Source organism: Pseudomonas sp. KBS0707, from assembly GCF_005937945.2.
Lineage (GTDB): Bacteria > Pseudomonadota > Gammaproteobacteria > Pseudomonadales > Pseudomonadaceae > Aquipseudomonas > Aquipseudomonas amygdali.
In genome coordinates this window covers 2,532,290-2,550,683 of sequence record NZ_CP041754.1, presented here as the reverse complement: position 1 = coordinate 2,550,683, position 18,394 = coordinate 2,532,290, and the positions used below count along the sequence as shown (strand labels likewise).

General features: G+C 56.9%; 17 protein-coding genes and 2 pseudogenes. 7 read left to right on the top strand and 12 right to left on the bottom strand.

The features are described 5' to 3' along the window. Positions 1-236: 236 nt before the first annotated feature. Complete coding sequence (locus FFH21_RS12055) at positions 237-599, top strand: histone-like nucleoid-structuring protein, MvaT/MvaU family (RefSeq protein ID WP_004642509.1); 363 nt, start codon at positions 237-239, stop codon at positions 597-599. 485 nt (positions 600-1,084) lie between these two features. Here FFH21_RS12055 and FFH21_RS12050 read toward each other — a convergent pair whose 3' ends face one another. Next, a complete protein-coding gene (locus FFH21_RS12050; protein WP_041924528.1) occupies positions 1,085-1,693 on the bottom strand; it encodes a DUF4946 domain-containing protein in 609 nt (202 codons plus the stop codon). A 101-nt stretch (positions 1,694-1,794) separates the two neighbouring features. On the opposite strand from FFH21_RS12050, the gene gloA reads away from it, so the two are divergent. Next, positions 1,795-2,316 carry a lactoylglutathione lyase gene (gene gloA / locus FFH21_RS12045; protein ID WP_002553300.1) on the top strand — a complete coding sequence of 174 codons (522 nt, stop codon included), beginning with the start codon at positions 1,795-1,797 and terminating at the stop codon, positions 2,314-2,316. 102 nt (positions 2,317-2,418) lie between these two features. Here gloA and ahpF read toward each other — a convergent pair whose 3' ends face one another. From ahpF to FFH21_RS12030, 3 genes are all read right to left on the bottom strand, one after another. Then, entirely contained in the window at positions 2,419-3,981 is a 1,563-nt protein-coding gene (gene ahpF / locus FFH21_RS12040; RefSeq protein ID WP_004658541.1) for an alkyl hydroperoxide reductase subunit F, read from the bottom strand. A 124-nt stretch (positions 3,982-4,105) separates the two neighbouring features. Further along, the gene (gene ahpC / locus FFH21_RS12035) at positions 4,106-4,669 is read right to left on the bottom strand and encodes an alkyl hydroperoxide reductase subunit C (protein ID WP_002553298.1); all 564 of its coding nucleotides are present in this window, start codon (positions 4,667-4,669) and stop codon (positions 4,106-4,108) included. Between the two features lie 110 nt (positions 4,670-4,779). Continuing rightward, positions 4,780-5,739: a site-specific integrase gene (locus FFH21_RS12030; RefSeq protein WP_011168463.1), complete on the bottom strand. Its 960-nt coding sequence runs from the start codon at positions 5,737-5,739 to the stop codon at positions 4,780-4,782. A 176-nt stretch (positions 5,740-5,915) separates the two neighbouring features. On the opposite strand from FFH21_RS12030, the gene FFH21_RS12025 reads away from it, so the two are divergent. After that, complete coding sequence (locus FFH21_RS12025; protein ID WP_011168462.1) at positions 5,916-6,926, top strand: DNA-binding protein; 1,011 nt, start codon at positions 5,916-5,918, stop codon at positions 6,924-6,926. A 10-nt stretch (positions 6,927-6,936) separates the two neighbouring features. Here FFH21_RS12025 and FFH21_RS12020 read toward each other — a convergent pair whose 3' ends face one another. The 3 genes from FFH21_RS12020 to galU form a co-directional block, all read right to left on the bottom strand. Then, positions 6,937-8,235, bottom strand: coding sequence for a PAS domain-containing sensor histidine kinase (locus FFH21_RS12020; RefSeq protein WP_011168461.1), 1,299 nt, complete (start codon positions 8,233-8,235; stop codon positions 6,937-6,939). Positions 8,236-8,305: 70 nt separating this feature from the next. Next, on the bottom strand, positions 8,306-9,664 hold the full coding sequence (gorA, locus tag FFH21_RS12015) for a glutathione-disulfide reductase (protein WP_004664951.1): 1,359 nt from the start codon (positions 9,662-9,664) through the stop codon (positions 8,306-8,308). Positions 9,665-9,766: 102 nt separating this feature from the next. Then, a complete protein-coding gene (gene galU, locus FFH21_RS12010) occupies positions 9,767-10,606 on the bottom strand; it encodes a UTP--glucose-1-phosphate uridylyltransferase GalU (RefSeq protein ID WP_002553293.1) in 840 nt (279 codons plus the stop codon). A gap of 396 nt (positions 10,607-11,002) precedes the next feature. On the opposite strand from galU, the gene FFH21_RS12005 reads away from it, so the two are divergent. Beyond that, positions 11,003-11,284 carry a hypothetical protein gene (locus FFH21_RS12005; RefSeq protein WP_172680998.1) on the top strand — a complete coding sequence of 94 codons (282 nt, stop codon included), beginning with the start codon at positions 11,003-11,005 and terminating at the stop codon, positions 11,282-11,284. 55 nt (positions 11,285-11,339) lie between these two features. On the opposite strand, the gene FFH21_RS12000 is transcribed toward FFH21_RS12005, so the two are convergent. Beyond that, the gene (locus FFH21_RS12000) at positions 11,340-11,690 is read right to left on the bottom strand and encodes a hypothetical protein (RefSeq protein WP_002553291.1); all 351 of its coding nucleotides are present in this window, start codon (positions 11,688-11,690) and stop codon (positions 11,340-11,342) included. Between the two features lie 166 nt (positions 11,691-11,856). Between FFH21_RS12000 and FFH21_RS11995 the strand changes: the two genes are divergently transcribed. The 3 genes from FFH21_RS11995 to alkB are packed head-to-tail and all read left to right on the top strand — an operon-like array spanning position 11,857 to position 13,070. Next, complete coding sequence (locus tag FFH21_RS11995) at positions 11,857-12,162, top strand: DUF1883 domain-containing protein (protein ID WP_002553290.1); 306 nt, start codon at positions 11,857-11,859, stop codon at positions 12,160-12,162. 14 nt (positions 12,163-12,176) lie between these two features. Further along, positions 12,177-12,359, top strand: coding sequence for a hypothetical protein (locus FFH21_RS11990; protein WP_002553289.1), 183 nt, complete (start codon positions 12,177-12,179; stop codon positions 12,357-12,359). A 24-nt stretch (positions 12,360-12,383) separates the two neighbouring features. After that, positions 12,384-13,070: a DNA oxidative demethylase AlkB gene (alkB, locus tag FFH21_RS11985; RefSeq protein WP_004664950.1), complete on the top strand. Its 687-nt coding sequence runs from the start codon at positions 12,384-12,386 to the stop codon at positions 13,068-13,070. Here alkB and FFH21_RS11980 read toward each other — a convergent pair. From FFH21_RS11980 to gnd, 4 genes and pseudogenes are all read right to left on the bottom strand, one after another. After that, positions 13,071-14,888, bottom strand: a pseudogene (locus FFH21_RS11980) (glycoside hydrolase family 15 protein). Positions 14,889-14,939: 51 nt separating this feature from the next. Next, on the bottom strand, positions 14,940-15,749 hold the full coding sequence (locus tag FFH21_RS11975) for a Cof-type HAD-IIB family hydrolase (protein WP_011168459.1): 810 nt from the start codon (positions 15,747-15,749) through the stop codon (positions 14,940-14,942). Then, positions 15,742-17,275, bottom strand: a pseudogene (zwf, locus tag FFH21_RS11970) (glucose-6-phosphate dehydrogenase). The gene FFH21_RS11975 and the pseudogene zwf overlap by 8 nt, the downstream one beginning before the upstream one ends. Next, complete coding sequence (gene gnd, locus FFH21_RS11965) at positions 17,275-18,249, bottom strand: phosphogluconate dehydrogenase (NAD(+)-dependent, decarboxylating) (protein ID WP_004664947.1); 975 nt, start codon at positions 18,247-18,249, stop codon at positions 17,275-17,277. Before gnd ends, zwf begins: the two are co-directional and overlap by 1 nt. Between the last annotated feature and the right edge of the window lie 145 nt (positions 18,250-18,394).

Here is an 18,394-nt window from a genome sequence, read left to right as displayed (position 1 = left end):
ACGACTATTTAACGAATTTGAAAAAGGCTATTTTCTAACTGAAAAAAAAGGTGCATCATTTGCGGGCTACTGAGTTATAACTATCCTCTGTCTGCGCAATGACAAGCCGCAAAGGCCATGTTTCAGCATAGAAACCGCAGGTACAGGGCAGCATCGAGTGAGCGAATCGGCCAATCAGTTTTGTCTCATCGCTTTATAGGGCTGACAACAGCCATTACATTGTTGGAGTGTATTACTTGTCCAGACTTGCCGAGTTTCGAGCAGCAGAGAAAGCCCTTCAAGAACAGCTTGCACAGCTGGAATCCTTGAAGAATGACGCCGGGTTGAAGAAGGAAATCGAGTTCGAGCAAAAGCTCCAGGACCTGATGGGCACCTACGGCAAAAGCCTGCGTGACATCATCGCAATCCTTGATCCTTCAAGCGCCACGTCGCTGGTCGCACCCGTCGGACCAAAGCGTCGTCGTGCACGCGTGGTCAAGGTTTACCAGAACCCCCACACCGGTGAGCTGATTGAAACCAAGGGTGGTAACCACCGCGGTCTCAAAGCGTGGAAAGAGCAGTACGGTGTAGACACTGTTGATTCGTGGCTTCGCGCCTGATTAAAACTTTGTCAATTGAAGCCCTGCACTTGCAGGGCTTTTTTTATCGACCCATACGTCAACTGAGCGTCTGCACACTGCATCTGCCTGATCAAACGCCCATACACAGTTGACTGTCTGCCCGCCGCCGACATTCATATATATGATTAAGTGAACTGCTCGGTACATGTACTTCCAGCGCGTCAGGTATTAATACCGTTGAAATAATGACGCCAATAAAAATTCATCGATTATTCGATTCAGCGCACAGTTACAAACCTGAACAGTTGCTGAAATGTGTAGAGTAATTGTTCAGTTTATTCGGTCTAATGAGCGATAAGAGAATTTGTTACTGCGTGCTTCGCCGGATCGAAAATCGGCGGATGGCCGACACCGCGCAGCTTCACACTTTTTTCACATGGATTCTCGGATGATGAAGACCGCTAAAGGAATAGCGCCCCATGCCCGCCTCGGCGGGCTTCTTTTTGCCTGCGAAAAAGCAGGTATCACTGCGCATCGTCCAGACGCAAACTCTCGCGGATACGCAACGCCTCTTCCTTGTTGGCCGTGTACCCATCTGCCGATCCCGCGTAGGAAAGCGACCAGGCCATCTCTTTACTGGCAGCCGCTACCAGTGTCTGGGTCAATACATGTACGCCGTTCTGGGTGATCGTGCAGGTGGTTTCCAGTGCAGGCACGACGCTGAGCCGGCTCTCACGCACATGCGTGCAGACGCTCTGCAGGCCGCTTCGGGCAAAATTGACCTGAACCGACTTGCGCATCTCCAGCAATACACCCGGGACATTAACCTCATGCCCGGGCGTCAGGCGTGTCTGAGTCAGCTCCATGACCATCAGCGGGTTTCCACTTTGATCGTTTTTCACCCCGCGCTGTCTGACTTGCACGGACGGTTGCACGGGCTTGCCCGACTCGGTCGGCAGCGACTCTATCTCCCAGCCTGCGGGCCAGATGATCATTGCGTCGGCGGCGTGAGTCTGTGCGGCGCCCAGCAGCAGGAACAGGCACAGACCTGGCAAGGAGCATCGGTATTGCGAAAGGATCATGGTCAGGTCGCCAGAACAGTTGACCGGAAATTCTGAGCCTGTTGCCGGCATCGAGCAAGACCGAAGCGACGTTATCCGAACGAGGGTTTGGCACTGCCCGCCCTGCCCCGTATCATTTGGCATTATTTGTACATTCTGTTGGAGACACATTGATGAGCTTGCACGAACTCAACACACTACCGGGCGTTACGGCCGACCCTGAAGCGGCTACCCGGCAGTTTGTATTCAACCACACCATGCTGCGCGTCAAGGACATCACAAAATCGCTGGATTTCTACACCCGCGTGCTCGGCTTCAGCCTGGTTGAAAAGCGTGATTTCCCGGAAGCCGAATTCAGCCTCTACTTCCTCGCACTGGTGGATAAGGCGCAGATCCCGGAAGACGACAAAGCCCGCAACGAGTGGATGAAATCGATCCCCGGCATTCTCGAGCTGACCCACAATCACGGCACCGAGAGCGATGCGACAGCTTCGTACCACAACGGCAACAGCGACCCGCGTGGCTTTGGTCACATTTGCGTCTCGGTACCAGACGTGAAGGTTGCCTGCGAGCGATTCGAGACTTTGGGCGTCGACTTTCAAAAGCGTCTGTCCGATGGCCGCATGAACAGCCTGGCCTTCATCAAGGACCCGGATGGCTACTGGGTAGAGATTATCCAGCCAACCCCGCTCTGAGGCCTTGGTTGCCCTGAGTGATTGCTCCCGCTCGGGAACGATCACCCAGATAACAAAAAGCCCCGTGATCGCTCACGGGGCTTTTTGTTTAGCGCTGCCTGATCAGGCCGGTGCGGAGGTACGGATCAGGTGGTCAAAGGCACTCAGGGAGGCTTTGGCACCCTCGCCCAGGGCGATGATGATCTGCTTGTACGGAGTTACCGTCACGTCACCGGCAGCGAAGATGCCCGGCACCGAGGTTTCACCACGTGCATCGACCACGATCTCACCACGCGGCGACAGCTCGATGGAGCCTTTGAGCCATTCGCTGTTAGGCAGCAGGCCGATCTGCACGAAGATACCTTCCAGCGGCACGGTGATTTCTTCGCCGGTGGTGCGGTTCTTGTAACGCAGGCCGTTGACCTTCTGCTCATCGCCGGTCACCTCAGTGGTTTGCGCACTGGTGATCACGGTAACGTTGGGCAGGCTGTGCAGTTTGCGCTGCAAGACGGCATCGGCACGCAGTTGCACATCGAACTCCAGCAGCGTCACGTGTGACACGATACCCGCCAGATCGATTGCCGCCTCGACACCCGAGTTACCGCCACCAATCACGGCAACGCGCTTGCCCTTGAACAATGGACCGTCGCAGTGCGGGCAATAAGCCACGCCCTTGTTACGGTACTGCTGTTCGCCCGGTACGTTCATCTCCCTCCAGCGTGCACCGGTGGCAAGAATGACGGTCTTGGCCTTGAGGCTGGCACCGCTGGCAAATTTAACTTCGTGCAGCTCACCGGCCGCGCCCGGAATCAGCTTGTCGGCGCGTTGCAGGTTCATGATGTCGACTTCGTACTGCTTGACGTGCTCTTCCAGCGCAACGGCCAGTTTTGGGCCCTCGGTGTGCTGTACCGAAATGAAGTTTTCGATGGCCATGGTGTCGAGCACCTGACCGCCGAAACGTTCGGCTGCAACGCCGGTACGAATGCCTTTGCGGGCTGCGTAGACCGCAGCCGCCGAACCAGCAGGGCCGCCGCCGACTACCAGCACATCAAAAGCCTGTTTGGCGTTGAGTTTTTCTGCCTGACGCGCACCGGCACCGGTGTCGATCTTCGCGAGAATTTCTTCCAGGCCCATGCGGCCCTGACCGAACAGCTCGCCATTCAGATAGATGCTGGGCACCGACATGATCTTGCGATCTGTGACTTCGTCCTGGAACAGTGCACCGTCGATAGCGACATGCTTGATGCCAGGGTTCAGTACTGCCATCAGGTTCAATGCCTGGACAACGTCCGGGCAGTTCTGGCAGGACTGCGAGAAATAGGTTTCGAAATGGAATTCGCCTTGAAGAGCGCGAACCTGTTCGATCGTTTCCGCACTGACCTTGGGCGGGTAGCCGCCAACTTGCAGCAGTGCCAGGACCAGCGAGGTGAATTCATGGCCCATGGGGATACCGGCGAAACGCAGGCTGATATCGTGGCCAGGGCTGCTCAGCGAAAACGACGGAGTACGCGCATCGTTGCCACTGTCATTCAGGGTGACATCTTTGGAGACACTGATCACATCATTGAGCAGTGCAAGCATTTCCTGAGACTTCGCGCCGTCATCAAGGGACGCGACGATCTCGATGGGGCGAGTAACCCGCTCCAGATAGGATTTCAACTGGGCTTTAAGATTGGCGTCCAACATGTGGCGGCTTCCTGTTTCCAAAGGGTAGAAATAACAACGCCCAGGCGATTACCGCCCGGGCGTTTTTTGGGGCGATGCGGTTTACTTGCTCAAGAGCTCAACGCCCCCAGCCGATTCATGCGACTCAGATCTTGCCAACCAGGTCCAGGGACGGAGCCAGAGTAGCTTCGCCTTCTTTCCACTTGGCTGGGCAGACTTCGCCCGGGTGAGCAGCAACGTACTGAGCAGCCTTGATCTTGCGCAGCAGCTCGGAAGCGTCACGGCCAACACCACCGTCGTTCAGCTCGACGATTTTGATCTGACCTTCAGGGTTGATCACGAACGTACCGCGATCCGCCAGACCGGCTTCTTCGATCAGCACGTCGAAGTTGCGCGAGATAGTCAGGGTCGGGTCACCGATCATGGTGTACTGGATCTTGCCGATTGCAGGCGAAGTGTTGTGCCATGCAGCGTGGGCAAAGTGGGTGTCGGTCGAAACGCTGTAGATCTCGACGCCCAGCTTCTTGAACTCTTCGTAGTTGTCAGCCAGGTCTTCCAGCTCGGTCGGGCAAACGAAGGTGAAGTCGGCCGGGTAGAAGAATACGACAGACCACTTGCCTTTGAAGTCGGCGTCCGAAACGTCAACGAAAGCGCCGTTCTTGAACGCGGTAGCCTTGAACGGTTTTACTTGGCTGTTGATGATAGGCATCGGTATATCTCCTGATGGGTTGGATGGGTTGTTAATTCGATGGAGTGAAGCTTACGCATGATCAGTGACAATCGCTCATTGGCAAACCTGATGTCACTGATTGCTTTTCACTATGAAGGCAGCTTATCGATAGAAGAAACCTTCGACCCGTTCCCTGTCTCCAGGTTGCCCGGGAACGGCGCGGCGTCAATGTAGCGCATCGCCGACTTGATGTCCCTCCAGCCTACATAAGACATCAGTGACTTGAGGTCCCAGCCGTTGCTTTGCGCCCAACTGGCGAAGCCGCGGCGCAGCGAGTGACTGGTGTAGTGCTCGGCGGCAATGCCCGCACGCTGAAGAGCCTGACGCAGCAACGGGATAACGCTATTGGCGTGCAGCCCCTCCTCGCCAAGATTACCCCATCGATCCACCGCCCGAAACACCGGACCGCGCACCAGCGCCGCGCAATTGATCCACTCTATATAAGCCTGCACCGGGCACAGCCGCTGCAAGGCGGGCGTCTGATACGTTCTGCCCAGGTTATCGCGATCCCCCTTGCTGCGCGGCAGATAAAGGCTGATGCCCGAGTGGGCGATGGCCTTGACGTCCTGCACTTGCAGGCGACACAGCTCGTCGCTGCGAAAGCCGCGCCAGAACCCCAGCAGAATCAGCGCCGAGTCACGACGACAACGCAATAGGCGCGGCTGATCGTGTTGCGCCTCTGCATCACCTATCTCGATCTCCAGCCAGGCAATGACTTTCTCCAGGTCCTGCAACTGCAAAGGCTCGGCCTGTTTCTCTTGTGCCGGATGCAATGCACGAATGCCCTTGATGACCTTACGCACCATGGGCGCCTTGGTGGGATCGGCAAAACCCTGACTGGCATGCCATTGCGCCAGTGCTGACAGGCGCAGTTTCAAAGTGTTGACCGATAGCTTTCCGGCATGGCTGGCCAGGTAACGCGCCACGCTTTCGCTGGTCGCCGGCAGAAACCCGCCCCATGTCACTTCGAAATGCTCGATGGCCGCCCGATAACTGCGGCGTGTGTTGTCGCGAGTTGCGGCATCGATAAAGCGATCAACGTCATTCATGGCTCGAACCTGCGCGGTGTACCGGAAAGAGCGCCGAAAAATGAACTGACAACGCCCGACACGGGATAATACGCCAATATCCCGGGTTAATTAATTCAAAAAATGGCAAATTATTTCTAGTAATATAGTATGTAATTACAGGGTACATACCACAGCACGAAATCGTAGGGGGACACATGGCTCGGGGCGGCGTAAACAAGGCGTTGGTGCAGAAAGCAAGGGTTTCCCTGCTGTCCAGAGGTGAAAATCCCAGCATTGATGCAGTACGTATCGAAATGGGTAATACAGGCTCGAAAACCACGATTCACCGGTACCTCAAAGAGCTGGACGCCACGCATACGCCAGCGCCGGACATCAATGAGGAGTTGAGCGGTCTGGTAGCTCATCTCGCCCAGCGTCTTCAGGAACAGGCTCAGGAACGCATTGATCAGGCCTGCGACACGTATCAGGCTTATCGCGCCACCCTGCAGCAACAATTGGCGACGACTCAACAACAGATCAGCGAACTGCAGGAACATGCGCAGCAACGTAATGAGACTCTGGAACAGCAGGCTGCCGCCCTGCTTCGCACGCAAAATGACCTGCAAACCGCACAGACCGAGCACGCCAGACTGTCTCAGGCCAACCGGGATCTGGAGTCGCGCCTGCACGACAAGGACGGCCAGATCCACTCGCTTGAAGAAAAACATCAGCACGCTCGCGAAGCCCTGGAGCACTACCGCAACTCGATCAGAGAGCAGCGCGAGCAGGAACAGCAACGCCACGAAGGCCAGGTTCAGCAACTGCAAATGGAGCTTCGACAGGCACAGCAAGGCATCGCCATGCGCCAGGAAGACATCACACAGCTGAATCGTGACAACGAGAGATTACTGGCTGAAAACCGCAGCACCCTGCGTGAACTGCACGAACGAAAAGACCTGCTGAACCAGACCACTACTCAGGCTGCCGCCCTGGCAGAACAACAGCATCACGCCCGCACCCAATGCGCTCTGCTGGAAGAACGGTTAGGCAGCCTGCAGGAAGAGAGCTCCACGCTCAAACAAGCCATGACAGAGGTTCGGCAACAGAACCGGATGCTGGAACTGCTGCTGACCAAAAAGGAAGCAGCATTGGAAAACCTGCAGAACGGCCTCATCCAGCCAGATAAACCCACTACCCCCAGAAACAAGCCAAAAGGCAAGGCATGACAAGCAACACTCAGGCAGTCGTCATCGCGCAAGGCAAGAGCAGGTGAACCTGAGTGCCTTGACCTTCATGGCTTTTTATCTGCACATGCCCGCCCGCCTGCTTGATGAAACCGTAGACCATGGACAGCCCCAGCCCCGTGCCCTGTCCTACGGGTTTGGTGGTGAAAAACGGGTCGAACGCCCGGTCGATGACGTCTTGAGCCATTCCACAGCCGTTATCTTCTACACTGAGCCGTACGTAATCACCAGGTGCCAGCCCGTCTTTCTGAGCGGCAAGCGTTAACAGCTGGCTGCGCACCCGGAGCCGCCCTCCGACCGCAACAGCGTCACGCGCGTTGATCACCAGGTTCAACAAGGCATTTTCCAGCTGATGCTCGTCCGTGCACACACTGCTCAACCCCTCTTCCAGCTCGATATGCAATTGCGCGCGAGCACCCACTGTACCTCGCAACAGCTCTTCCATAGACCGGACCATGCGATTGATATCCACTGCCGTGACATTCAGCGACTGACGGCGAGCAAATGTCAGCAGCCTCCGGGTCAGCGCAGCCGCACGATTTGCGGAACTGGTTGCAGCGTCCAGATAGCGATCAATGTCCCCCACCCGGCCTGCCGCGACACGGAGCCGGATCATATCCAGAGCACCCATCACGCCGGAAAGCACATTGTTGAAGTCGTGGGCGATGCCGCCCGTCAACTGGCCAATTGCGTCCATTTTTTGCGCATGGCGCAAGACCTCTTCAGCCATTGCTCGCTCGACGATCTCGGCCTGCAACAATTCATTGGCAGTTGCCAGCTCGCGAGTGCGCTCGGCAACGCGCAACTCCAGACTTTCATTGAGTTCGCGCAGCGCCTCTTCAGCGTTGACCTGAGCCGTAATATCGGTATGAGTGCCCAGCCAGTGGGTGATGTGGCCCTGCGCGTCGCGCATGGGCAGTGCACGCGACAGAAACCAGTTGAAGGCACCGTCCTTGCCGCGCAGTGGAAAGGTATCTTCCCAGATCGAGCCCGTCGAAAAGCAGTACTGCAAACGCGCCAGCACACGTTCGCGATGCTCGGGATGCAGTAACGAACGCCAGCCCAGAGCCTTCATCGCCTCGAGCGACGTCCCGGTGTATGCGTACCAGCGCTCGTTATACCAATGGGCCTGCCCGCGAGGACTTGCAGTCCAGGCCAGCTGACTCATGTTGTCAGCCAGGGTTCTGAACTGATGCTCGCTTTCACGCAATGCATCAATGTGCAGCGCGATTTTACGATTCTGAACGGCCAGATGCAGGCGCATTCCGGCCGATGGTTTTTCTCTGTTCACGTCGGGATCCGTCCTTTTCAAGCCTTGTCCCGGAGCTCTTCCTGACCTCCGGGTATTGCGCTGCCTGACGTTAGCGTTTGGCAGGCGTGCGCATGGTTACAAACTCTTCTGCAGCAGTCGGGTGTACGCCGATAGTGTCATCGAACACCTGTTTGGTCGCGCCAGCCTTGATGGCAATTGCCAGACTCTGGACGATTTCGCCCGCATCCGGCCCTACCATATGGCAGCCCAGCACGCGGTCGGTTTTCGCATCCACAACCAGTTTCATCAAGGTGCGTTCCTGATCGTCAGTCAGGGTCAGCTTCATCGGCCGAAAACGGCTTTCGAACACCTGCACATCGTGACCAGCCTTGATCGCATCCTCTTCAGTCAGCCCGACTGTACCGATGTTCGGCAGACTGAAAACCGCAGTCGGAATGTGATTGTAGTCTACCGGGCGATACTGCTCCGGCTTGAACAGCCGACGTGCGACGGCCATGCCCTCAGCCAGCGCAACCGGAGTCAGTTGCACGCCACCGATGACATCGCCGATGGCCAGAATGGAAGGCTCGCTGCTCTGATAATGCTCATCGACCTTGATATAGCCATGCTCATCGAGCTTGATGTCGACACTGTCCAGCCCGAGGTTGTCGAGCATCGGCCGACGGCCAGTTGCGTAGAACACGCAATCGGTCTCGAGTGTGCCGCCGCCTTTCATGGACAATAGCAGGCTGCCGTCGGCCTGCTTGTCGATACGCTCGATATCGCTATTGAAGCGAATCGTCATGTGACGCTTGAGCAGTTCCTCATGAAGATGAGTACGGACCCCGCCATCGAAACCGCGCAAAAACAGCTCGCGACGATAGACCAGCGTGGTATCTGCACCCAATCCATTGAAGATCGAGGCAAATTCCACAGCAATGTAACCACCCCCTACGACCACAACTCGCTTTGGCAACGTCTTGAGGTAAAACGCCTCATTGGACGTAATGGCATGCTCGCGTCCTGGCACATCAGGCACCTGTGGCCAGCCGCCGGTTGCGATCAGAATGCGCTCGGCGCTGTAGGACTGGCCGTTGATCTCGACCCGCTGCGGGCCGACCAGCCTGGCGTGGCCTTCGAGCAGGGTAACGCCGCTGTCGACCAGCAGTTTGCGGTAGATGCCATTGAGGCGATTGATTTCGCGATCCTTGTTGGCGATCAGTGTGGACCAGTCAAAACTGGCCTCACCCAGCGACCAGCCGAACCCTTTGGCATGATCGAAATCTTCGGAAAAATGCGCTCCGTAGACCAACAGCTTTTTGGGCACGCAACCCACGTTGACGCAGGTTCCACCCAGATAGCGGCTCTCGGCCACGGCAACCTTGGCACCGAAACCGGCAGCAAAACGTGCCGCCCTGACGCCGCCGGAGCCGGCGCCAATTACAAACAGATCAAAATCAAAGGCCATCGATATCTCCTTGGCAGAGGCACAGCATAACCGCTTGGCGGCCAGTCAGAAATGACAAAGCCACCCGAAGGTGGCCTTGTCCCGAGCGTCATCAATCGAAAATCAATGCGCTTTGCCGGTTTTGTAAAAGTGTTCGAAGCAGAAGTTGGTAGCCTGGATGTAGCCTTCAGCGCCACCGCAGTCAAAGCGCTCGCCCTTGAACTTGTAGGCCAGTACGTTGCCTTCTGCAGCCTGCTTCATCAGGGCGTCGGTGATCTGGATCTCCCCACCCTTGCCTGGCTCAGTCTGTTCGATCTTCTCGAAAATATCCGGAGTCAGGATGTAGCGGCCGATGATCGCCAGGTTGGAAGGCGCATCTTCAGGCTTCGGTTTTTCAACCATGTTGGTCACGCGAAACAGGCCCGGCTTGATTTCTTCACCGGCGATCACGCCATACTTGTTGGTTTCCTGCGGATCGACTTCCTGAATGGCAATGATCGAGCAGCCATAATGCTTGTGCAGTTTGACCATCTGCGCCAGCACGCCATCACCATCAGGATTTACGCACAAGTCATCCGCCAGAACCACGGCGAATGCTTCATTACCAATCAGCGGACGACCGCTGAGAATGGCATGACCCAGACCTTTCATTTCAGTCTGGCGAGTGTAGGAAAAGCTGCACTCGTCGATCAGTTTGCGAATACCAACCAGGTACTTTTCCTTGTCCGTGCCCTTGATCTGATGCTCAAGCTCGTAGCTGATATCAAAGTGATCTTCAAGAGCACGCTTGCCACGACCGGTCACGATGGAAATTTCGGTCAGGCCTGCCGCGAGGGCTTCCTCAACACCGTATTGGATCAGTGGCTTGTTGACCACCGGCAGCATTTCCTTGGGCATGGCCTTAGTCGCTGGCAGGAAGCGAGTGCCGTAACCGGCTGCTGGGAACAAGCATTTCTTGATCATAAAAGTCCTTGGTAAGGGCTGTTGGTGTTAACGGCGCAGTCTAATCAGGAGGCGGTCACCTTACAATGCCCCGCCTTTGGCCGTACGATGCCATGATAGAGGAATCCTCAGGCAGATAGTTCCGCACTTCCTGGATATTGCCTACAGCCAATTGCAGACTGGACCATGCTCAAGTCACCGCCAAAGCCCGGCGTAACAGCCTTGTGCACGCTCTTTCGACGACCGAAGCATTTATGCTCTGCTCCCAGAGAGCTGCAACAGTGGCCAGCAAACGACGAGCTATTTATCGAGCTATCTATGATGAAAAACATGGCGGAACGATGGCACTTGTTACCAGTCCAACGTTCGCATTTGTCAATTCTCTGACCTTATCTTGAAGCGAAAAACATGATCAGAATCCTTTCCCTACTGTCCATTATTGTTGCGCTGGGCCTGACCGGCTGCGCAACCGCCTCCAACACTTACCTGAAAAACGGCAGACAGGGCTTGAGCATCGACTGCTCCGGCGAGGCGATGTCCTGGGCCAGCTGCTACGAAAAAGCGGACGCTTCCTGCGCGGGTAAAGGTTATGAAATTGTCGGTACGGACGGCACTCCGCAGCCTGCGGAAAGCGAGAAAACACTGGGTGTGGACGTAGGCAACTACAAGAGCCGCAGCGTGCTTGTAGTGTGCAAATAATCAAGCCTGCCGCCCTGTCCGAAGCGGACAGGGCCGGTTGAACCCGCCAGAGCGATCAGCCTGAAATGCACGCTTCGGCAGCGTTCTGAACATCCCTGAAGCGGATCGGCACGTTGGAAAGTCGTTCATAAACCTTGATCGTACTGCCACCCGAGCGGCTCTCGACATCGACGACCGCCGCAGGCGATTTGCTGAGCTTTTGCGCCACAATTACGCGCAGGCCATCATGACGAGGCTCGATAAGCGGCGGCTTGCGACTGCTGGCGATCTTGCCGACGAAGCAATCGGCATACTCCTTGGGGTTCTTGCCCGACATCACGTTCATGGTGGGGGGTGTATGTTCGATGTCATTTACTGTGGCACAGCCAGTCATTGCCAGAGCCAGGACTACTACAGCCAGTTTCATACAAAGCCTCCAAATAAAGGTGCTACGACAAGCTCGCGCGCAATTAAATCCCTACTGAGGCAATATTTGCCAGAAACACGGCAAATTAGTGTCCACCGACGTCAAATTGCGGGCATCACATGCTATCGTTTTGATTTTTCAGAAAAACCCTCATTCGGAGCCCGTCATGAAATTCGTACACCAGCGTGAGCATCTCAACGAGGACGACCTGGTCGTTATCGAGTGCTCGCAAACCTGCAATATTCGTCTGATGAACGATGCGAATTTTCGCAGCTTCAAAAATGGCGGTCGACACACCTATCATGGCGGTGCATTTGACACGTTTCCGGCCAAGATCGCCGCGCCGAGCACCGGTTTTTGGAACATCACCATCGATACCGCAGGCCGCAAGATAGATACCAATGCAGGCCGCAAACCGCCTTTCACCCACAAGATCAAGATCGTCCGGCGCTCTACCTCACGCCTGGGATGATGCAAGGAGTCACCGTGAACAATCCAGTCCCGCGCACCACTAAATTTGCTGTCAGCTACAAGCTCAACGGCGAACGCCGCTTCGAGTTCGCCCAACTGCAATCGGCCTCAACCGAAGAAGCCGAAGCCGCCTTGAAAAAAATGCACGGCCAGAGCGACGATCAAATCACTGACGTGAAGGTCAGCAAAGCGCTCTGATACCCGCAGGAGCTTGATCCGACCATGCAACGCAAAGGTGAAACTCCCGCCAATCTGGATCTGTTTGCCGACCAGACGACCCAGCCTGCAAGCAATGAGCTGATCGGGCCTGGGTCATGGCTGCTCAGAGGCTTTGCGCTGCCTGTCATGCCACAACTGCTGGACTCTCTTGAGGCGACACTGGCCCTTTCTCCATTCAGGCACATGCAGACCCCCAGTGGCTTGAGCATGTCTGCAGCGCTGAGCAGTTGCGGACAACTGGGCTGGATAACCGACCGTCATGGTTATCGATACACCGCAACCGACCCACAAACAGGCCTGGTATGGCCTGCGATGCCGGACGTCTTCATGCAACTGGCAAAGGATGCTGCGCACGCGGCAGGCTATGCCGAATTTATGCCCGACGCCTGCCTGATCAATCGATACATCCCTGGGGCGAAGATGTCTCTGCATCAGGACAAAAACGAGTACGACCATCGCTGGCCAGTGGTATCAGTGTCACTGGGTATACCGGCCACCTTCCAGTTCGGCGGCCTGCTGCGCAGCGACAAGACCCAACGCATATCACTGTTTCATGGAGACGTGGTGGTCTGGGGCGGCGAGGACCGGTTGCGCTTTCACGGCATCCTTCCCGTCAAACAGGCCGAGCACCCTCTGCTCGGCGAACAGCGGATCAATCTGACGTTTCGCAAGGCTGGCCGCGACGACTGATCATGCGCCTTCAAGCTCGCTCGATGTGCGAGCCAGTGCGGGGCACACCGCTCGATGCAGATTCAATGCGGTGTTGATAATGCCGATGTGACTGAACGCCTGAGGGAAATTGCCCAGCATGCGGCCGTCCTTCGGATCATATTGTTCCGCCAGCAGACCAACGTCATTGCACAGATCACACAGCCTCTCAAACAGCCGTGCAGCATCATCAGCCCGCCCCAGCAGCACGTAAGCGTCAGCCAGCCAGAACGAACACACCAGAAACGTCCCTTCGTGGCCGGCGACACCATCAACACTGCGCTCGTTGTCGTAACGCAGCAACAGGCCATCCTGCATCAGCGTGCGCTCTATTTGCGCGACAGTGCCGGTGACACGAGGATCTTCCGGCGCAAGAAAACCGGTCAACACAATTTGCAGCAGACTGGCGTCGACCTCTTTGGAGCCATACGTCTGCACGAAACTGCCAAGATCAGCATCGAAACCGCTGCGACAGACATCAGCATGGATTTCATCTGCCACACGCCGGTAGTGGCTCGCCAATGCACGATCCTCATCGTTTTCGGCAGCCTTGGCGATCTGAGTGGCGTTTCGGTCGAAGGCCACCCAGGCCATGACTTTTGAATGGGTAAAGTGACGTGGTTCTGAACGAATCTCCCAGATGCCCGCATCCGGCAGGTGCCAGATCTTTTCCAGATAGGGCATGACCACCTTGGAGATCGCCACGCTGCGCGGATGCTGCGGCATGCCGCCTCTCAGCGCCTGGATCATGGCATCGGCAACCTCACCATAAACGTCCAGTTGCACCTGAGTCGCTGCGCCGTTGCCGACACGCACCGGCAGCGAGTTCTCTTAGCCACTCAGCCACGGCAGCTCGTACTCCTGCAAACGTCGCTCACCGCCTACGCCGTACATGATCTGTATCTGTTCCGGGTTGCCGGCAACCGAGCGCAGCAGCCAGTCTCGCCAGGCAGTCGCCTCCTCGAAATAGCCCAGATTCATGAACGCCAGCAATGTCATGGTGGCATCGCGCAGCCAGCAATAGCGGTAGTCCCAATTGCGCTCGCCACCCAACTGCTCGGGCAATGAAGTGGTCACGGCGGCAACAATGCCACCGGTAGGAGCGTAAGTCATGGCTTTGAGAGTGATCAGCGAGCGCTTTACCTGAGCCGTCCACGGCCCGACGTCAGGGCAGCGATCAGAAAACTCCCGCCAATAAGCTGCTGTAACCTCCAGCGCCTGATCGGCATCAATCTGCGCAGCCAGCGGCTCGAACGACGCCTGATACGCCAGCGTGAAAACCTTGCGCTCGCCCTCATCGACGTGAAAACGGCTGGCGGTGTGATGATCCTGCGGGTGCAAGGCCACAGGGCTGCGCAGCACCAGCATTTCCGGCCCGGCCACGGCAGTCAGGGTATGTTCATCCTTGCGCTCGACCCAAGGCACACTGCTGCCGTAATCGAAGCGAATGGCGAGGTCCACGCCGAACTCGACACGCCCGGACAGCCCGACCACGATGCGCACCACATGACCAGTCGTCTTCATGGGCATGAAATCGATCAGCATGGCGCGACCGTCACGGGTTTCGAAAACAGTTTCAAGAATCAAGGTGCCGTCGCGGTAACGGCGCTCGACAGCGATGACCTCTGCAGTCGGCGCAATCTTCCAGCGGCCCTGATCGTCGTTACCCAGCAACGCGGCGAAACAGGCAGTCGAGTCGAAACGGGGGAAACACAACCAGTCCAGCGAACCATCACGGGCGACGAGCGCCGCTGTCTGACAGTTGCCCAGCAATGCATAGTCTTCGATCAGTGCAGCCATTCAGAAATGCCCGTCGTGATGATGATTCGTCCGCATGCGCAAACCGCTCGATCAAGCTGGAAGAATGTAACGCTCGATGGCGACAGCAACGCCGTCCTGCTCATTGCTATCTGTAACATGATCAGCCTGTCCCTTGACTGTCTGCTCGCCCTGCCCCATCGCAATCGACAAGCCAGCCTTATGGAACATCGCCACGTCGTTACCACCGTCGCCAATGGCCGCCGTGCGAGAAAGATCGACTCCCAGGTACTTTGCCAATGTAACCAGCGCGGAGCCCTTGTTGGCCTCCAGCGCAGTCACGTCGAGGTAGTATTTTTGCGAACGCGCAGCCAAGGCCAATTCTTCGATCTGCGGGTTGATGCGAGCTTCCAGAGTCTTCAGCAGCTCGAAATCAGCGCTGGCCGCAACGATCTTGTCGACGCGATCAAGGTATGGCTCGAAACTCTCGACCTGAACATAGCGGTACCCCAGTGCGTCGAGCTCATGATCAACGTAATCGGCGTGAGGATCGAGCAACAGCCATTGATCGTCGGCAAACACCCAGATCGCAACGTTCTGGCCGGTGAACAGCTCAAGACACATCCTGACCGCTTTAGGGTCAATGCGATGAGCCACCATCAGGCTGCCATCGGGATGAGTGATGGTGCCGCCATTGAATGCCACAGTGGGCAAATCCACACCCAGCGCTTCGATCACCTGGCGCATGGCCCTGGGCGGACGACTGCTGGCAAGCGTGAAGTGAATACCCACCTCGCGCAAGCGCCTGATCGCGTCGATATTGGCCTGGCTAAGGCTGTGATCACGGCGCAGTAACGTGCCGTCGATGTCGGACAACAGGAACTGTACGGGCAGTTCAGACATTCAATTCTCTCCATTCGCGGCCATCACGGCTCAGCAGCTCTTCACCCGCTTGCGGGCCATCCTTGCCAGCTTCGTAAAGCTGCACTTGCGGCTGCGCGGCCCAGGCGTCGAGGAACGGCTGCACGGCACGCCAGCCGTTCTCGATATTGTCGGCCCGCTGGAAGAGCGTCTGATCACCGGTCAGGCAGTCATAAATAAGGGTTTCGTAACCTGTGGAGGGCTGCATCTCGAAGAAATCCTTGTAGGCGAAGCCCAGCGCGATATCTTCCATTTTCAGTTCCGGGCCAGGACGCTTGGCAAACAGATCGAACCACATGCCTTCGTTGGGCTGGATCTGAATCCTCAGGTAGTTGGGCTTGAGGCGGTCGACTTCGGTGTCGCGAAATTGCGCATACGGCGCGGGCTTGAAGCAGATGGCGATTTCCGTGCTGCGAGCACTCATGCGCTTGCCTGTGCGCAGGTAGAACGGCACCCCGACCCAACGCCAATTGTCGACCATGACCTTGAGCGCGACATAGGTTTCGGTCGTGCTGTCGGGCTCCACGCGATCCTCCTGACGATAACCGACAACCTCCTTGTCACCCATCGCGCCTTTCGCATACTGGCCACGCACCGAGTTTGCCAGAGCCTCCTCCTGACTCCAGGGCCGGATCGCTCCAACCACCTTGGCCTTCTCGCCGCGAACGGCATCGGCACCGAAAGCGGCCGGCGGCTCCATGGCAACCATAAGCCAGCAACTGGAACAGGTGATTGGGCACCATGTCACGCAATGCGCCGGTGTGTTCGTAAAAACTGCCACGGGTTTTGACGCCTACGGTCTCCGCCGCCGTAATCTGTACGTGGTCGATGTAGTGGTTGTTCCAAAACGATTCGAACAGACCATTGGAGAAACGGCTGACCAGAATGTTCTGTACCGTTTCCTTGCCCAGGTAGTGGTCGATGCGGTAGATCTGCTTCTCGCTCATGACCTTGAGCAGGCAGCCATTGAGCTCGACCGCACTGGCCAGATCGGAACCGAACGGTTTCTCGATCACTACCCGGCGAAACCCGTCGCCGTTTTCCTGCAACAAACCTGACGAGCCCAGCCGCTTGGCTACTTCGCTGAAAAACCGGGGTGCGGTGGCCAGATAGAACACCGCGTTCGCGGTGCCGGTGCTCTCGATCTTGCTGGCGATGTCCTGATAGGTGGAGTCGTCGAGGAAATCACCCTGCACATAACTGATACGCTCGGCCAGCTTGCTCCACAGCGCAGGATCGAGTGGATCCTTGCCGCCACCGGCAACCTTCCCGGCGGCTTCGTCGCGAATGAAGTTCTCGAGCTTTTTCGCAAAGTCGGCATCGCTGATCGCATTGTGATCGACGCCGACGATGTGCAGCCCTTCATCCACCAGACCGTCGCGTGACAGGTTGTAGAGTGCCGGCATTAGCAGGCGCTTGACCAGATCTCCATGGGCACCAAACAGAAACAGGGTCGTGGGGGGCGCCACTTCGGCTTTTTGCTCGGCGCTGCCGCGCGACAGGCCCATTACTTGGGTTCCTTGTGGCCACCAAATCCGAAGCGCATGGCCGACAGCATTTTATCTGCGTAGGAACTCGCCTGACGTGAGCGGAAGCGCGCAAACAACGCACTGGACAGTACAGGAACCGGAACCGCCTGCTCGATGGCGGCTTCGATGGTCCAGCGCCCTTCGCCACTGTCGGCAACCGAACCGGAAAACGCATCCAGTTGCGGGTCTGTCGCCAGGGCATCAGCGGTAAGGTCCAGCAGCCAGGAAGACACCACACTGCCACGACGCCAGACCTCGGCGATATCAGCCGTGTTCAGATCAAACCGCTGCTCAGCTGGCAAATGCTCGGAGTTTTTCTGCTTGAGAAGATCGAAGCCCTCAGCGAAGGCCTGCATCATTCCGTACTCGATACCGTTATGGATCATCTTCACGAAATGACCGGAACCCGCAGGGCCGGAATGGATATAGCCACGTTCGGCGCGATCGTCGGTCGAGGTACGTCCTTTGGTGCGCTCGATCGAGCCAAGACCTGGTGCCAGCGTTGCAAACAGCGGATCCAGGCGCTCGACAACAGCAGCCTCGCCTCCAATCATCATGCAATAGCCGCGCTCAAGCCCCCAGACCCCGCCTGACGTGCCGACATCGACGTAGTGCAAGCCTTTTTCGGTGAGCTCCTGAGCGCGCCGAATGTCATCCTTGTAGAAGGTATTACCGCCGTCGATGATCACATCATCGGCGTCAAGCAACTGGCTGAGGGTCTGAATGGTCTCTTCGGTCGGCGCACCTGCCGGGAGCATTACCCAGATGGCGCGTGGCTTGTCGAGCGCATCGACCATTTCCTTCAGGCCTGCGACTGCAACCGAACCGTCATTGGCCAGGGCGTTGCGTGATGCCTCATCGCGGTCATACACAACAGTCGTGTGGCCGTTCAACATCAAGCGGCGTGCGATGTTGCCGCCCATGCGGCCCAGTCCAATAATCCCAAGTTGCATGAAGGTGCTCCTTAAATCGTAAAAAAGGTGCCGCACTTGCTGTCCAGCGCATCGACAGGTTGCGAGCATGCTGGTTAGTCAAGCGAGGCGGAACGTCGGTTCCCTTGCGAGAAGATGAAGGCGTTTACGCCCTCCTGTGGTGCAT

Coding starts and splice junctions, on each gene's coding strand:
- FFH21_RS12050 (WP_041924528.1), bottom strand. CDS start 1,693: ATGCCGGCAACAGGCTCAGAATTTCCGGTCAACTGTTCTGGCGACCTG.
- gloA (WP_002553300.1), top strand. CDS start 1,795: ATGAGCTTGCACGAACTCAACACACTACCGGGCGTTACGGCCGACCCT.
- ahpF (WP_004658541.1), bottom strand. CDS start 3,981: ATGTTGGACGCCAATCTTAAAGCCCAGTTGAAATCCTATCTGGAGCGG.
- ahpC (WP_002553298.1), bottom strand. CDS start 4,669: ATGCCTATCATCAACAGCCAAGTAAAACCGTTCAAGGCTACCGCGTTC.
- FFH21_RS12030 (WP_011168463.1), bottom strand. CDS start 5,739: ATGAATGACGTTGATCGCTTTATCGATGCCGCAACTCGCGACAACACA.
- FFH21_RS12025 (WP_011168462.1), top strand. CDS start 5,916: ATGGCTCGGGGCGGCGTAAACAAGGCGTTGGTGCAGAAAGCAAGGGTT.
- gorA (WP_004664951.1), bottom strand. CDS start 9,664: ATGGCCTTTGATTTTGATCTGTTTGTAATTGGCGCCGGCTCCGGCGGC.
- galU (WP_002553293.1), bottom strand. CDS start 10,606: ATGATCAAGAAATGCTTGTTCCCAGCAGCCGGTTACGGCACTCGCTTC.
- FFH21_RS12000 (WP_002553291.1), bottom strand. CDS start 11,690: ATGAAACTGGCTGTAGTAGTCCTGGCTCTGGCAATGACTGGCTGTGCC.
- FFH21_RS11995 (WP_002553290.1), top strand. CDS start 11,857: ATGAAATTCGTACACCAGCGTGAGCATCTCAACGAGGACGACCTGGTC.
- alkB (WP_004664950.1), top strand. CDS start 12,384: ATGCAACGCAAAGGTGAAACTCCCGCCAATCTGGATCTGTTTGCCGAC.
- FFH21_RS11975 (WP_011168459.1), bottom strand. CDS start 15,749: ATGTCTGAACTGCCCGTACAGTTCCTGTTGTCCGACATCGACGGCACG.
- gnd (WP_004664947.1), bottom strand. CDS start 18,249: ATGCAACTTGGGATTATTGGACTGGGCCGCATGGGCGGCAACATCGCA.